Origin of the sequence: Bacillus cereus group sp. MYBK220-1, assembly GCF_051916445.1 — a bacterium.
GTDB classification, from domain to species: Bacteria; Bacillota; Bacilli; order Bacillales; family Bacillaceae_G; genus Bacillus_A; species Bacillus_A cereus.
This window is the reverse complement of record NZ_JBQAGQ010000003.1, coordinates 141,224-155,695: the sequence shown is the minus strand read 5'-3', so window position 1 is coordinate 155,695 and position 14,472 is coordinate 141,224. Positions and strand designations below refer to the sequence as shown.

Genomic DNA, 14,472 nt, shown 5'->3' with positions numbered 1-14,472 from the left:
TGACAATTTTTTTAATATAGTTTTATAATACAAAACATAGTTTAGTTGAACGAATTATATATCGGCTTTGAAGGAATACTAGTAGCGACTTATATCACTGTCTCAGAGAACTGATGGTTGGTGCGAATCAGTACATATACAAGCGTGAATTACAATTCTGGAGCTTCTTTCCCGTAATGCTTTTTATGCATGAAGAGAAAGACGGATCTTTCCGTTATCGTAAAGTGAGTGGTAAACAATTAGTTGTTTACAAATAGGGTGGTACCGCGATTTTTATCGTCCCTATCGGATTTTCCGATAGGGACTTTTTTGCGTCCATCCTCTTACACAATTTCATATATACGCGTTGAAAGAATCGCAGTAGTATCTTATATCCCTGTTACAGAGAGCTAATGGTCGGTGGAAATTAGCACATATATAAGTATGAATTACAATTCTGGAGCTTCTTTTTCGTAGTGCTTTTATGCATGAAGGAAAAGACGGAATTTTTCCGTTATCATTAATTGAGATGTAAGTATATTTTCACTTACAAATAGGGTGGTACCGCGATTCTTTCGCCCCTATCGGATTTTCCGATAGGGGCTTTTTCTATTTCTCACAGAAACAGATGTTAAATAATTCCGAATCTTATGATAAAATTTTATAAGCGCTTACAAATAATGAAGGGAGGTGATACAAGCTATACGAAATCGATATTCAATTTTATAGAAAAAAAGGAGGATGTCTAAATGACAAAGAAAACAGAAATTCCATCGCATTTAAAACCATTCGTATCCACACAACATTATGATCAATACACACCGGTGAATCACGCTGTGTGGCGTTACATTATGAGACAAAATCATAGCTTCTTAAAAGACGTTGCTCATCCAGCCTATGTGAACGGACTACAATCATCTGGTATTAATATAGATGCAATTCCAAAAGTAGAAGAAATGAATGAGTGTTTGGCACCAAGTGGCTGGGGCGCTGTAACGATTGACGGACTTATTCCCGGCGTAGCATTCTTCGATTTTCAAGGACACGGATTACTACCGATCGCAACAGATATTCGGAAAGTAGAAAATATCGAGTACACACCAGCTCCAGATATCGTACACGAAGCCGCAGGACACGCACCGATTTTACTTGATCCTACATATGCAAAATATGTGAAACGTTTTGGGCAAATTGGTGCAAAAGCTTTCTCTACAAAAGAAGAACATGATGCATTTGAAGCTGTTCGTACATTAACGATAGTGAAAGAAAGCCCTACTTCTACTCCTGATGAAGTTAAGGCTGCTGAAAATGCTGTAATTGAAAAACAAAACTTAGTTTCTGGTTTATCAGAAGCTGAACAAATTTCACGTCTTTTCTGGTGGACAGTAGAATATGGATTGATCGGAAATATAGATGATCCAAAGATATATGGTGCTGGTCTCCTTTCTTCTGTTGGCGAAAGCAAACATTGCTTAACAGACGCTGTAGAAAAGGTTCCATTTTCTATCGAAGCATGTATAGGGACAACTTATGACGTAACAAAAATGCAACCACAACTATTTGTTTGTGAATCCTTTGAAGAATTAACAGATGCGCTTGAAACATTTTCTAAAACAATGGCCTTTAAAACAGGTGGAAAAGAAGGTTTAGAAAAAGCAATTCGCTCTGAGAACTATGCAACAGCTGAGCTAAATAGCGGATTACAAATTACAGGTACATTTAGCGAGACAATTGAAAACGATGCAGGTGAATTAATTTACATGCGAACAAATTCGCCAACGGCATTAGCACTTCATAATAAACAGTTAGCGAATCATTCTACTTCTGTACACAGTGACGGATTTGGAACACCGATTGGATTACTCACTGAAAATATTGCATTAGAAAATTGTACAGACGAACAACTACAATCATTAGGAATTACAATTGGAACTATCGCTGAGTTTACTTTTGCAAGTGGTATTCATGTAAAAGGAACAGTAACAGATATTGTAAAAAACGATAAGAAAATTGCTCTTATTTCCTTTATCGATTGCACAGTTACTTATAACGCCCGCGTTTTATTTGATGCTTCATGGGGCGCATTTGATATGGCTGTTGGCTCACAAATCACTTCAGTATTCCCAGGTGCCGCAGATGCCGCAGCATTTTTCCCAATGGATGAAGAAGTTCACGAAATTCCTGCTCCACTTGTACTGAATGAACTTGAACGTATGTATCAAACAGTTCGAGATATTCGAAGTGAGGGGATTTTACACGACGCGCATATCGATCAATTAGTAGCAATTCAAGAAGTATTAAATAAATTTTATGCGAAAGAATGGTTACTGCGCCTTGAAGTATTAGAGTTACTTTTAGAGCATAACAAAGGGCATGAAACATCGGCAGCATTACTACATCAACTTTCTACTTTCACAACTGACGAAGCTGTAACACGCCTTATTAACAATGGTCTTGCGTTACTTCCAGTAAAGGATGTGAAAAATGATGCTAAGATTAACTGAAGAAGAAGTTCACGAAGAATTATTGAAGGTAGATAAATGGATGGTAAAAGATGAGAAATGGATTGAACGAAAATATATGTTTTCCGACTACTTAAAAGGAGTCGAATTTGTCTCTGAAGCCGCCAAACTATCAGAAGAACATAATCACCATCCATTTATCCTTATCCAGTATAAAGCAGTTATTATTACTTTGTCATCTTGGAATGCAAAAGGTTTAACGAAACTAGATTTTGAGCTTGCAAAACAATTTGATGAACTATTTTTACAAAACGAAAAAGCAATTATAAGAAAATAAAAGGAGAAGCCTTTTTAGGCTTCTCCTTTTATTTTGAAATGGATACAATGTCCAAATGGATCCTCGACTTGTAATATTCCATCTTTGTACGTAGCAATCTTGCCAATATTTTTTAAGCTTTCACATACTTGCTCTTTTTGTTTTTCATTCGCTAGTACAACTGTGAAATATTTCAAACCAACAGAACCTGGCATTTGCGGTGGTACCCCTTCACCTTGCCATGTATTTAAACCGATATGGTGATGATAACCACCTGCAGATACGAACAATGCTCCATTACGAGATGGAATCGTTACTTCAAAACCAAGACCATCAACATAGAAACGTTTCGCTTCCTCTAAATCAGCTACATGAAAATGAATATGCCCCATCACAGTACCAGCTGGAAAGCCATTCCATGTACTTCCTTGCTGTAATAATTCTTCACCAGCTAACGGGTTACTAACAAATGGGAGTTCTCCATTCTCATCACGCCAAACTTCTTTTTGTCGATCATGATAAATTTCAATCCCGTTTCCATCTGGATCAGCTAAATAAAGAGCTTCACTAAAGTAATGATCAGCTCCGCCATGTAGTGGATATACCATCTCTACAAGATGACGAAGAACATTCGCTAAATCCTGTCTACTTGGTAATAAAATTGCGTAATGATATAACCCTGTTCTTCCTCTTTGCTTCGGAAAAGCTTCTTTCTTTTCTTCAATGATAAGAAGTGGTTCATCATTTTCATTCCCAAATGTAACGACTGCTTCTTCTTCTCTTAGCACCTTCATACTTAGTACTTCCGTATAAAACTCTAGTGATTTCTTTACATTAGATACGTATAAATGAACAACATCAAGTGTTGTATCGGGATGAAGTTGAAAACTCATCTTGTTAGCCCCCCCATTTAAATTAGTTCTTCTTTGACATTTTTTCTTTTAAGAAATTATCTACAAAGCCATCAGCTTTTGCAACAAATAAGTATGCACCCATTGCTAATAATGCAAGTTCTAATTCGAAACCAGGATTTTTTCCATCTCCCAATAAACCAGCTGACCATTTCACTTTTACGATTGCTCCAACCATAACAAGTGCAAATAATAATCCAATATATCTTACACCTAAACCTAGAATTAATAATAGACCTCCAACTAATTCAAACGTTGCTACACCGTATGCAAGTCCTCCTGGTAAACCAATACTTGTAAACCATCCTGCAATATTGTCAATTCCTGATTGGAATTTTGTTAAACCGTGCATGAAGAATGTTACCCCTAACACGATACGAATAATTAAGTTACCAATATGTTGATTCATTTCATTCTCTCCTTTATAGTTTTCTTATACAAAACTTTTATTTACATTACAAAACATACACTAATTTTTTTTATTCGTCAATTCATTTTCACTGGGAAAAAATATATTTTTTTTGCTATGATACAAATAGTTGTTTACAAAAAGGAGCTTGATTTTATGAATATTGGTTCTGCAATACGTGAAATTCGTCAACGTAGAGGCATAACAATTGCACAAATTTGCGAGGGAACAGGTCTTTCTAAAGGATTTATGAGTCAGGTTGAAAATAATAAAACATCACCATCTATCTCAACTTTAGAAACGATCTCCAATTTTTTAAACGTTCCCCTTCCCTATTTATTGTTAGAGCAAAAAGATCGATTAAAAATTGTCAAAAAAGAAGAACGGAAATACAGTGTATACGGCAAAGATGAGCAAAGAATTGAACATGTTGCGGAGCAAGGGGGCCTTCGCCTATCTTTAGTAGAAATCCCTACTGGATTCCCGAAAGAAAATTCACCAAATGCCCATGAAGGGGAAGAATGTCACCTTGTATTACGCGGAAAATTAGAAGTTCAGCACGGTGAAGATATTGCAATTGTAGAAGAAGGTGATTCTTTCTCATGGAATGCATGCGTTCCTCATATTGTTCGTAATATAGGAGAAGAAACTGCATTATTACTCATCTCTAGTTATGCAGAAAATCGAAAACGTGTTTACTAAATAATAAAAAAGAAGCCTGTTAAACAGGCTTCTTTTTATCCCCTTATAATTCCATAACTTGTCCCAACTAGTACAGTCTTCTCATGCTGATTGCGATAAACTGACTCGATTGAAACTTTTTTATAGCCTTCCATTTGCTCAACATTTGTTAAAGTTAGTTCACAAGTGATCGTATCTCCTGTGAAAACTGGTCTAATAAACTCACTTACTAATTCTCTTGCTATGTAATGTAACTCTTCTCCCACTTTCGTCCCAATGCTAGCAGTCAATAAACCATGAACCATTAATCTTCCATTTTCATCGTATTCCACATGGTGTCTACCTTTATCACCGGTAATATTTGCAAATTCAAAAACTTCTTCCTCAGTAAATCTTCTTTCATATTTAAATACATCCCCAGCTTTTACACTCATTTTTATCCCCCTAATAATAAACAGAATTTTCTTTTATTTTATCATAAAACGAACCTCAATCCATTCTCTATTATCAAAAGTCTCAAAATTACCTCGCTATACTTTTTTACTTTCCATTCATTTATCGGTGACCATCTCTTTTTGCGACTTGATATCCATAATACGCACATGTTCCATTTCTCGATAGCTCTCTAACTTCAAATCCACAGCTTCTATAAAAATCAAAATTGTTCGCTGATGTATGCGCAAACCAATCACCGTGGGGAAGTTTTTGCAGGCAAAGAGCTACAAGCTTCTTACCTAATCCCTTCCCTCTATATTCACACTTCACAACTAAATTTACTATGTTCGCAATCATAATTCCATCAGAAATGACTCTAACCATCGCAATCATCTCTTCCTCATCCCAAATTGTGAAAGCCCATGTTGAATTTTCGAATGCTATCGTAAATTTTTCAATTTGCCAAGAAGGGATATTATCATTACTCCAACCGGCATCTTCAAATAAAGCTTTAATTGCATATGCTGGTACACTACTCGTTCCCTCACGAATAATAAGTCCATTATGATAAATGTACATGTAACCCCTCCCTTTATTTTCATATACCATTCTTCAAAAAATGCAATTTACCTTTAAAAAAGTAATTTTTTCATCCAACACGCTTAATAGAATAAACTAGAGCATCGATTCCATGAAATGACGTTGTTTTCTCGTAGCTGAGCCCAGTTTTTCTAGCAACAAATATTGAGGCGGGATGATTCGGATTAATAAGAGAAATTAATTTATTCATTCGTAATGCTTGGAAACCATAGTCACGAAATGCTGCCGCCGCTTCTTTTGCATACCCTTTTCCCCAATACTGAGGAAGTAACCAATAACCAATTTCAATTTCCTCTTTTCCATCTATTTTCTGCTTTACCAGCCCTGCATGACCAATTCTTGTTCCCGTTTCCTTTTCAATCAATACAAATAAACCGAGACCGTTTTTATAGCTAGGAATCACCCATTCCTCCAGACTTTTTTTACACTGCATATATGTTTTTAATGTCCCATTTCCAATATAACGCATTACCTTCTCGTTCCCCCATAGTGAAGCGTAGAACTGTAAATCATCCATTGTATATTTGCGAATTTGTAAACGTTCTGTATGAAACATGCTGGCACTCCTTTCCACTAATTTATTCTTCATTTCACGATCATGTTTTGTATGTATACAGTATGTTACTATTTATTATAAAGTGAAACTTTAATCAGTGGGGAATTTTGTTCACCCCACTGATTATTAGCCTTTACCAATCCGACGTTTACAGGCAGTGGATCTCCCGTCTAACTTCTTTTCTTTAACTGAATTTTTAGGCGAGAGTCTTACTGCCTGGAAAATAGCGGGATAAATGAACCAACGATAAAATACAGAATATTCATTCTAAATAACTAAAAAAAGCAGTAGACAAATATTGTCCACTGCATCCATATCATAACTAGCATAAAGAAAACTACAATTGAGGGGGGTGTAGGATTTTCAAATATACTAGATACTTATCCCGTTCTAACGGGCGGTAAACTTTCCAATTGTTTCAAGTGAAAAGTTTACCGCACATAGGAACTTCCTTCGTTCATTAAGATAGTATTGCTAAATAATCATATACACGCTTAGATTTCTCTCCACCCATTCGTGCATGTTGAAGAAGAGAAATACCATGAGGGCCAGATGCACGCAATGCTTCTGGTTGAGCTACTAAAATAGCTTGTACAACTTCTAATTCACCAAGCATAGCTGCTGCAAAAATATCCATCCGAGCACCCTTTTCTAGTAAATAAAGAGCAATATCTTTACGACCTACATGTGCCGATGCGCCTAACGCACTTTCCCAATCTGATCCACCCCAATTATAAGAGGCGTGAAGTAAGCTTGGTGATTCAACCAATAGCTCTTGTACTTTCTCTAAATCCCCGTGAGCTGCCATAACAAATTCTCTTACTAATTCCGTGGTAATACGCTCTTCTGTTTGCATCGCTCTTCTCCCCTTTTAGAAATTCGTTTCGGTGTAAAAAAAGGCTTGTCACTTCCTTGAAAAATATCTACATCTATGCCAAATACATGTTGAAACATTTCATGGCATAGTACTTCTTCTGGTATACCATCATACTGAATCTTTCCTCGCTTTAATACAAGTAAACGATCGCTATATTGAGCAGCTTGGTTAATGTCATGTAAAACCATTATAATTGTCATTCCAAACTCCTCATTTAATCGTTTCACAAGTTCCATTACTTCCAACTGGTGAACGATATCTAAAAAGGTTGTTGGTTCATCCAATAATAAGACATTTGTACGTTGCGCTAACGTCATCGCAATCCAAGCACGTTGCCGTTCCCCTCCTGATAAAGAATGTAAAAGACGATATTCATACCCTTCAAGATTTGTAACAGACAATGCCCAATCAACAATTTCTTCATCTTCTTTATTTAAGCGGCTACTCCATGATTTATGTGGACCTCTTCCGAACTCAATTAGTTCTTTCACTGTTAAATCTAATTGATGATCATGCATTTGCGGTAACATTGCTAATTGCTTCGCTACATCAACACTCTTCATCATATGAATATTTTTCCCATCTAAAATGATGTCCCCTTCGCTTTGTTTCAGTAGCCTTGCTATTAAACGAAGCAAAGTAGATTTTCCCGATCCATTCGGACCAATTAAACTAACGATTTCTCCAGCCTTAATATGTACATTCATATTTTGCATTTGAAATCTTTCAGAGTGTGCGTAAAACACTTTGTTAACGGAAATCACTTTGTTTTCCTCCTCTATGAATTAAATATAAGAAGAACGGACCACCTAAGAAGGACAGTAAAATACCAACAGGCAATTCGATTGGGTCAAACCAACTTCGAGCTATTGCATCCGCAAAAACAAGTAATACCCCGCCGCCAAGGCATGATAAAGGTAGCAAATATCTATAATCATTTCCAACTAATAAACGTAGCATATGTGGTACGACAAGACCGACAAATCCAATAAGACCAGACACACTTACTGCAATTCCAGCTAATAATGTACTTACTACGATTAAATAAAACCGACTTTTTTCCACATTATGTCCTAATAACTTTGCCATTTCATCTCCAAGCATTAACACTCGAATATGCTTAATACCAAAGAAAGCTAATATAATGGCGAATATTGCATAATAAATAATCATGTTTAAATGTGCCCAACTTACACCACCAATACCGCCCGCTAACCACGGTAACACCGATTGTACTTTGTCACTATGTAATAACATTAATGCTGACGTTGCTGCACCAATTAATGCATTGATCGACACCCCTACTAAGACGATTCTTGAAGGTGGTGCCCCTTTTTGCCATGATAAAGCATAAATAACCATCACTGTTATGAAAGCTCCTAAAAACGCCCCTAGTGGTAAAAAAGCTAGATGCTGTGGGAATAAAATCATGATGACAATTGCTACAAGGCCTGCTCCAGATGAAACTCCGATAATACCAGGATCTGCAAGAGGGTTTCTCATAACCCCTTGTAGCAGTGTACCAGATGCAGCTAAACATGTTCCTACTATAAACCCAATAAGCACTCTCGGTATGCGAAGATCCCATACAATTCGATGAACTGTCGAACCTTCCTCTTGTATACCTGTTAAAATATCTCGTATAGAAAAGGATAAACTTCCTGCGAAAAGACCGTACAAGAGACCTAGGATTGTTAATACAACTAAAGTAACTGCTATTATCCATCTTTTTTTCGCAAAAGGATGTTCCTTTTCTCTTACTACTTCACTACTTTCCATACGTATCATTTCCTTACATCTTGTATACTTTTATACATAAAATCCATTGCTTCTGTAACTTTTGTACCAGGATTAGATCCAAATAAATCAGGTGGCAAAATAACTACGCGGTTTTGTTTTACTGCCTCTAAATTTTTCCACGCTTCATTTTTCATCATTTCGCCTTCGAATGCTTTTTTCACACTTTTTGGATCTCCGTGTGTAATTAAATAAATCACATCTGGATTCGCCTCAATAATACGTTCTACACTTAGCTGTGCATATTGCGGATATTCTTTCGTTTCTGGAAAATCAGAAGCAATATTTTTTCCGCCTGTTTTTTCTAAAATATCACCTGATAAAGATGTTGGTAATGCCGCTAAATAAGTACCTGGTGCGCCATACACTAGCAATGCTTTCACATCGCTCTTTTTCTCATATTTCTTCATTTGATCATTCATTTTTTGATTAATTTCTTTTGCTTTATCTTCTTTCTTCATTACCGTTCCATATAATTCAATATTCTTTTGAATATCTTGTACAGAATTCGCAGAAGAAATGATAACTTGCGTTCCTTGTCCTTCAACCGTTGGCACATTCTTTTGGAATCCATTGTTAGCAACAAGTACATCGGGCTTTAAACTAGCAATTTGCTCAAAATTCGGTTGATGTGCATTCCCAATTACTTGTGCTTTCTTTAACTCCTCTGGAAGAGTTAATTTCGTATCCGGGCGACCTACTATTTTTCCACCTAAAGCATGAATAATATCCATGTCCCCCATACTTAATGTTGCAAAATTTTCTGGCACTTTATCGAATGTTACCTTTCTTCCTGATAGGTCGGTAATTTCGATTTTCTCTTTTCCTTTTTCTGTTTTGGTTGCAGACGCTTTTTCGTCCCCTTTGGCACTGCAACCTATTAACAAGAAAAAAATAGATAAAATCGCTGTAAATAGCGTAATAGATTTTTTCATCCCTTCACCTCTAATTGATAATGATAATCATTAACTACTATTCTACTTTAATTGATAAGGATTATCATTGTCAACACGAAACGCATACATTTTTCTACAAAAAACAAAAAGCGTGACAAAAAGATTTTTTCTTTTCGCCGCGCTCTAGTTAACAATATTATTCACATTCATTTTCCTCTAGCTGGTCACGCATCACTTTCACACGCTGAAAGAAAAAGAACGATAAACTTAAAAATATAACGATGCTCCCCATCATAACAAAAAATTGGATTGTCTCTTTTGCTCCATTCGGAATCAACAAGCCAACCATTAACAATGTACTTACAGCGAGAAGAATTTGTCCGAACCGAGTATAGTCTTCTATTTTTCCTTTTAATTCTTTCATTATATTCTCACTCCTCCATTTCACTGTATCATATTCTATGAAACTGAAAGACCAGTAAATACAGCCATTCTGGGAGATGTTTTCCAATAAAAAAAGAGCCGCTTTACTGCGGCTCTTTTGTAATCATTATTCACCTTTATATGCTTCCATATAAATTTCTTTCAGTTCTGAAATAAGCGGCAACTTTGGATTAGCAGTTGTACATTGATCTTCAAAAGCTCTTTCTGCTAATACTCCAACAACCTCTTCAAATTGCTCTTTATCTACTCCTTGTCCTGCAATACTCATATTAATATTTAAGCTTTTTCCAAGCTCAATAATTGCTTTGACGAGTGATTCCACCCCTTCTGCTGCCGAGCTTGCTGGAAGCCCGAGCATTCTCGCTATATGTGCATATCTTTCATCTGCCACAAAGTGCTCATATTTTGGGAACAATGCGTGTTTTCTTGGCTTAATAGCATTATAGCGGACTACATGCGGCATTAGAATGGCATTTGCGCGTCCGTGCGGAATATGGAATTCTGGTCCAATTTTATGTGCTAAGCTGTGATTAATACCGAGGAAAGCATTTGCAAATGCCATACCTGCAATTGCAGAAGCGTTATGCATTTTTTCTCTTGCTTCTTCATCATTTCCATCTTTATATGCTCTCGGTAAATATTTGAATACGAGATCAATAGCTTTTAATGCTAATCCATCTGTATAGTCATTTGCCATAACAGACACATACGCCTCAATTGCATGTGTTAAAACATCCATACCAGTATCTGCTGTTACATGTGGTGGTACTGTCATTACAAATTGCGGATCAACAATTGCTACATCTGGTGTTAATTCATAATCTGCAAGCGGATACTTTATATTATTTTTCTTATCTGTAATAACCGCAAATGGTGTCACTTCTGATCCCGTTCCTGATGTCGTTGGAATCGCAACAAACTGCGCCTTATTTCCTAATTCCGGATATTTACATGTACGTTTTCTTATATCTAAAAACTTCTGTTTAATGCCATAGAATGTCGTTTCTGGATGCTCATAGAATAACCACATTCCTTTTGCTGCATCCATAGCTGAACCACCACCAAGTGCGATAATTACATCTGGCTTAAAGCTTCTCATCATTTCCGCACCTTTAAAAACAGTTTCATCTGATGGATCTGGTTCGACCTCAAAGAAAACTTCAACTTTCACATCATTTGCATGCTTGTTTAAATAGTGCGCGACTGTATCGACATAGCCATGTTCAACCATTCCAGGGTCCGTTACAATAAATGCACGTGAAATGTTAGGTATATTTGCTAAATAAGCTGTAGCATGTTTTTCAAAATAAATTTTTGGTGGCAATTTGAACCACTGCATATTCTTTTTTCTATTTGCCAGCCTTTTTATATTTAATAAATGAGTGGCTGTTACATTTTGGGAAACTGAATTCTTTCCGTATGAACCACAACCAAGTGTAAGTGATGGAATAAATCCATTATATATATCACCTATTCCACCTTGTGATGAAGGTGCATTTACAATGAGACGGCAAGCTTTCATACGTAATCCAAATTGCTTTTGCACATCTTTATTTGTAGAATGGATAACTGCTGAATGTCCTAAACCACCGAGGTTCAACATTTCTTCGCAATATGTAAATCCTTCTTCTAATGAATTCGCCTTCACACAAGCTAATACTGGACTCAGTTTCTCACGAGATAACGGATATGCTGCTCCGATACCTTGAATTTCAGCTACAAGCATTTTTGTATGTTCAGGAACAGTAATCCCAACTAAATCGGCAATATACTGTGCTGATTTCCCTACAATATCACTATTTACTGCACATGTATTTTCATTTATAACAAGCTTTTCTAATTTTTTTCTTTCTTCTTCTGTTACAAAGTAACAATTGTTTTCAATCATTTCTGTTTTAACATCATCATAGATTTCTTTATCGACAATGATTGCTTGTTCCGATGCACAAATCATACCGTTATCAAATGTTTTCGATAAAATTAAATCATTAACAGCTCGTTTTACATGTGCTGATTTTTCTATATAACACGGTACATTACCAGGCCCAACGCCTAACGCTGGTTTTCCAGTAGAGTAAGCTGATTTCACCATACCAGCGCCTCCAGTTGCTAGAACGAGTGCTACACCATCATGGTTCATTAATTGTTTCGTCGCTTCAACAGACGGTCTTTCAATCCATTGAATACAGTGTTTTGGTGCACCAGCTTTCATCGCTGCATCATATACTGTTTTCGCCGCTGCCACAGAACATTTTTGTGCGGAAGGATGAAACGCGAAAATAATTGGATTTCTTGTTTTTATCGCAATTAACGCTTTAAACATTGTTGTCGACGTTGGATTCGTTACTGGCGTTACCCCAGCTACTACACCGACAGGTTCCGCGATTTCTATTATTTCTTCATGAGAATCTTCGTGAATAATTCCTACCGTTTTATCTTGCTTTATACTATGCCAAATATATTCAGTGGCAAAAATATTTTTAATGCATTTGTCTTCATATACACCACGGCCAGTTTCTTCAACTGCTAATTTTGCTAGCGGCATATGTTGATCAACACCTGCTAATGCCATTTCATGAACAATGTTGTCAATTTCCTCTTGTGTAAAACTTTCTAATGCTTGTAAAGCTTGTTGACCATTATTTACTAGTGTATCAATCATCTTTTTTACTTCCTGCATTTCATTTACAACTTTCTCTTTGACTACCATGTAAATTTCCTCCTATTCTACTATCACGGTCCTTATATGTCCCTATAGGTCAAAATAAGTCCCAATTAACATAAAAAAATAGAGATGCTTTCCTACATGAATTTCATTGTTTGTGAAATGTTTCACAAGTTTGTTCGTGAGTAACATTTCCTGAATTCAATATACATGAAATCATTTCGTTTGTGTATGTCTATTTTGTGAAATGTTTCACAAAATAATGTAATAAAAAAACGCACTGCTCTATATTAGCAGTGCGTTTTTTTATTATGCTAGCGCTTGTGCTAAATCTTCAATTAAATCTTCACCATCTTCAATACCGACAGAAATACGAATTAATGTATCTGTAATTCCTAATTCTTTGCGGCGATCAGCTGGGATTGATGCATGTGTCATTTGAGATGGAATAGAAATTAAACTTTCTACTGCTCCTAAACTTTCAGCCAGTGTAAAATACTGCAATTTCTCAAGTACTTTATTTAATGTCTCTTCACTATCTACATCAAATGAGATAATAGCACCAAAACCATTTGCTTGTTCTGTTGCTAATTCGTGGTTTTGATGTGATTCAAGACCTGGGTAATATACTTTATTTACTTTTGGATGATTATTTAAGAACTCAGCAATAGCGCGTGAATTCGTTTCATGTTCTTCCATACGAATTCCTAATGTTTTTAAACCACGAAGTAGTAAGAAGCTATCTTGCGGCCCAAGAATACCTCCTGTTGAGTTTTGTACAAAGTGAAGATCTTCTGCTAGTTGTGGGCTATTTACAACTACTAGACCTGCAACTACGTCACTATGACCTCCTAAATATTTCGTTGCACTATGAAGCACAATATCTGCTCCTAAAGAAATCGGCGACTGCCAATATGGCGTCATGAATGTGTTATCAATAATTGTTAATAAGTCTTTCTCTTTAGCAAGAGTAGATATTTTCTTAATATCAGTAATTTTTAGTAGTGGGTTCGTTGGTGTTTCCACATAAATTGCTTTCGTATTTGGACGAATCGCTTCTTTAACTTCCTCTAAGTTTGTTGTATCTACAAATGTATGCTCAATACCGAAACGGTTTAATACTTTCGTAATAACGCGGTATGTTCCGCCATAAACATCATCTGTTAAAATAACGTGGTCACCTTTTGAGAACAACATAATTGTCGCTGTAATAGCAGCCATTCCTGAACCAAATGCAAATCCAGCATGCCCATTTTCTAATACAGCAATCATTTCTTCTAAAGCTGCACGTGTTGGGTTACCTGTACGTGAATATTCATATCCTTGATGCTTACCAACTGCTTCTTGTTTGTACGTACTTGTTTGATAAATCGGTACGTTTACAGATCCAGTTGAAGGTTCTCCTATGCGAATACCATGAATTAACTTTGTCTTTGCTCTCATT

15 protein-coding genes and 2 other annotated features are annotated in these 14,472 nt (G+C 36.2%); of the genes, 3 read left to right on the top strand and 12 right to left on the bottom strand.

The features are described 5' to 3' along the window. Positions 1 to 58: 58 nt before the first annotated feature. Positions 59 to 287 (top strand) — a binding site (T-box leader). Positions 288 to 337: 50 nt separating this feature from the next. Next, positions 338 to 565, top strand: a binding site (T-box leader). A gap of 163 nt (positions 566 to 728) precedes the next feature. Together ACTFRU_RS14440 and ACTFRU_RS14435 are read left to right on the top strand one after the other, a co-directional pair. Next, the gene (locus ACTFRU_RS14440; protein WP_000163188.1) at positions 729 to 2,483 is read left to right on the top strand and encodes an aromatic amino acid hydroxylase; all 1,755 of its coding nucleotides are present in this window, start codon (positions 729 to 731) and stop codon (positions 2,481 to 2,483) included. Beyond that, complete coding sequence (locus tag ACTFRU_RS14435; RefSeq protein WP_000979537.1) at positions 2,464 to 2,778, top strand: 4a-hydroxytetrahydrobiopterin dehydratase; 315 nt, start codon at positions 2,464 to 2,466, stop codon at positions 2,776 to 2,778. The genes ACTFRU_RS14440 and ACTFRU_RS14435 overlap by 20 nt, the downstream gene beginning before the upstream one ends. A gap of 14 nt (positions 2,779 to 2,792) precedes the next feature. Here ACTFRU_RS14435 and ACTFRU_RS14430 read toward each other — a convergent pair whose 3' ends face one another. Beyond that, complete coding sequence (locus tag ACTFRU_RS14430; RefSeq protein ID WP_000009849.1) at positions 2,793 to 3,650, bottom strand: VOC family protein; 858 nt, start codon at positions 3,648 to 3,650, stop codon at positions 2,793 to 2,795. A 22-nt stretch (positions 3,651 to 3,672) separates the two neighbouring features. Further along, positions 3,673 to 4,077 (bottom strand): DoxX family protein, encoded by a 405-nt coding sequence (locus tag ACTFRU_RS14425; RefSeq protein WP_001071553.1) that lies wholly within the window; start codon positions 4,075 to 4,077, stop codon positions 3,673 to 3,675. Between the two features lie 156 nt (positions 4,078 to 4,233). Between ACTFRU_RS14425 and ACTFRU_RS14420 the strand changes: the two genes are divergently transcribed. Further along, positions 4,234 to 4,779 carry a helix-turn-helix domain-containing protein gene (locus tag ACTFRU_RS14420; protein ID WP_001020693.1) on the top strand — a complete coding sequence of 182 codons (546 nt, stop codon included), beginning with the start codon at positions 4,234 to 4,236 and terminating at the stop codon, positions 4,777 to 4,779. Positions 4,780 to 4,814: 35 nt separating this feature from the next. Here ACTFRU_RS14420 and ACTFRU_RS14415 read toward each other — a convergent pair whose 3' ends face one another. The 10 genes from ACTFRU_RS14415 to ACTFRU_RS14370 form a co-directional block, all read right to left on the bottom strand. Then, positions 4,815 to 5,192: a MaoC/PaaZ C-terminal domain-containing protein gene (locus ACTFRU_RS14415; RefSeq protein WP_000111564.1), complete on the bottom strand. Its 378-nt coding sequence runs from the start codon at positions 5,190 to 5,192 to the stop codon at positions 4,815 to 4,817. A gap of 121 nt (positions 5,193 to 5,313) precedes the next feature. Beyond that, complete coding sequence (locus ACTFRU_RS14410) at positions 5,314 to 5,772, bottom strand: GNAT family N-acetyltransferase (RefSeq protein WP_000276126.1); 459 nt, start codon at positions 5,770 to 5,772, stop codon at positions 5,314 to 5,316. Between the two features lie 70 nt (positions 5,773 to 5,842). After that, positions 5,843 to 6,382: a GNAT family N-acetyltransferase gene (locus ACTFRU_RS14405; protein WP_004408018.1), complete on the bottom strand. Its 540-nt coding sequence runs from the start codon at positions 6,380 to 6,382 to the stop codon at positions 5,843 to 5,845. 427 nt (positions 6,383 to 6,809) lie between these two features. Continuing rightward, on the bottom strand, positions 6,810 to 7,205 hold the full coding sequence (locus ACTFRU_RS14400; protein ID WP_001192766.1) for an ankyrin repeat domain-containing protein: 396 nt from the start codon (positions 7,203 to 7,205) through the stop codon (positions 6,810 to 6,812). Further along, the gene (locus ACTFRU_RS14395; RefSeq protein WP_049107970.1) at positions 7,172 to 7,990 is read right to left on the bottom strand and encodes an ABC transporter ATP-binding protein; all 819 of its coding nucleotides are present in this window, start codon (positions 7,988 to 7,990) and stop codon (positions 7,172 to 7,174) included. Before ACTFRU_RS14395 ends, ACTFRU_RS14400 begins: the two co-directional genes overlap by 34 nt. Next, positions 7,977 to 9,005 carry a FecCD family ABC transporter permease gene (locus ACTFRU_RS14390; protein WP_440037701.1) on the bottom strand — a complete coding sequence of 343 codons (1,029 nt, stop codon included), beginning with the start codon at positions 9,003 to 9,005 and terminating at the stop codon, positions 7,977 to 7,979. Before ACTFRU_RS14390 ends, ACTFRU_RS14395 begins: the two co-directional genes overlap by 14 nt. A gap of 5 nt (positions 9,006 to 9,010) precedes the next feature. Then, positions 9,011 to 9,958, bottom strand: coding sequence for an ABC transporter substrate-binding protein (locus ACTFRU_RS14385; RefSeq protein WP_000748452.1), 948 nt, complete (start codon positions 9,956 to 9,958; stop codon positions 9,011 to 9,013). 157 nt (positions 9,959 to 10,115) lie between these two features. Continuing rightward, positions 10,116 to 10,343 (bottom strand): YrhC family protein, encoded by a 228-nt coding sequence (locus ACTFRU_RS14380; protein ID WP_000661263.1) that lies wholly within the window; start codon positions 10,341 to 10,343, stop codon positions 10,116 to 10,118. Positions 10,344 to 10,469: 126 nt separating this feature from the next. Continuing rightward, on the bottom strand, positions 10,470 to 13,073 hold the full coding sequence (adhE, locus tag ACTFRU_RS14375; RefSeq protein ID WP_000260507.1) for a bifunctional acetaldehyde-CoA/alcohol dehydrogenase: 2,604 nt from the start codon (positions 13,071 to 13,073) through the stop codon (positions 10,470 to 10,472). Between the two features lie 264 nt (positions 13,074 to 13,337). Continuing rightward, positions 13,338 to 14,471, bottom strand: coding sequence for a bifunctional cystathionine gamma-lyase/homocysteine desulfhydrase (locus ACTFRU_RS14370; RefSeq protein ID WP_001201917.1), 1,134 nt, complete (start codon positions 14,469 to 14,471; stop codon positions 13,338 to 13,340). Position 14,472: the final 1 nt, after the last annotated feature.

What these genes read in the sequence shown, in the direction of transcription:
- ACTFRU_RS14440 (WP_000163188.1), top strand. Translation starts at nt 729, where the DNA reads ATGACAAAGAAAACAGAAATTCCATCGCATTTAAAACCATTCGTATCC.
- ACTFRU_RS14435 (WP_000979537.1), top strand. Translation starts at nt 2,464, where the DNA reads ATGATGCTAAGATTAACTGAAGAAGAAGTTCACGAAGAATTATTGAAG.
- ACTFRU_RS14430 (WP_000009849.1), bottom strand. Translation starts at nt 3,650, where the DNA reads ATGAGTTTTCAACTTCATCCCGATACAACACTTGATGTTGTTCATTTA.
- ACTFRU_RS14425 (WP_001071553.1), bottom strand. Translation starts at nt 4,077, where the DNA reads ATGAATCAACATATTGGTAACTTAATTATTCGTATCGTGTTAGGGGTA.
- ACTFRU_RS14420 (WP_001020693.1), top strand. Translation starts at nt 4,234, where the DNA reads ATGAATATTGGTTCTGCAATACGTGAAATTCGTCAACGTAGAGGCATA.
- ACTFRU_RS14415 (WP_000111564.1), bottom strand. Translation starts at nt 5,192, where the DNA reads ATGAGTGTAAAAGCTGGGGATGTATTTAAATATGAAAGAAGATTTACT.
- ACTFRU_RS14410 (WP_000276126.1), bottom strand. Translation starts at nt 5,772, where the DNA reads ATGTACATTTATCATAATGGACTTATTATTCGTGAGGGAACGAGTAGT.
- ACTFRU_RS14405 (WP_004408018.1), bottom strand. Translation starts at nt 6,382, where the DNA reads ATGAAGAATAAATTAGTGGAAAGGAGTGCCAGCATGTTTCATACAGAA.
- ACTFRU_RS14400 (WP_001192766.1), bottom strand. Translation starts at nt 7,205, where the DNA reads ATGCAAACAGAAGAGCGTATTACCACGGAATTAGTAAGAGAATTTGTT.
- ACTFRU_RS14390 (WP_440037701.1), bottom strand. Translation starts at nt 9,005, where the DNA reads ATGGAAAGTAGTGAAGTAGTAAGAGAAAAGGAACATCCTTTTGCGAAA.
- ACTFRU_RS14385 (WP_000748452.1), bottom strand. Translation starts at nt 9,958, where the DNA reads ATGAAAAAATCTATTACGCTATTTACAGCGATTTTATCTATTTTTTTC.
- ACTFRU_RS14380 (WP_000661263.1), bottom strand. Translation starts at nt 10,343, where the DNA reads ATGAAAGAATTAAAAGGAAAAATAGAAGACTATACTCGGTTCGGACAA.
- adhE (WP_000260507.1), bottom strand. Translation starts at nt 13,073, where the DNA reads ATGGTAGTCAAAGAGAAAGTTGTAAATGAAATGCAGGAAGTAAAAAAG.
- ACTFRU_RS14370 (WP_001201917.1), bottom strand. Translation starts at nt 14,471, where the DNA reads ATGAGAGCAAAGACAAAGTTAATTCATGGTATTCGCATAGGAGAACCT.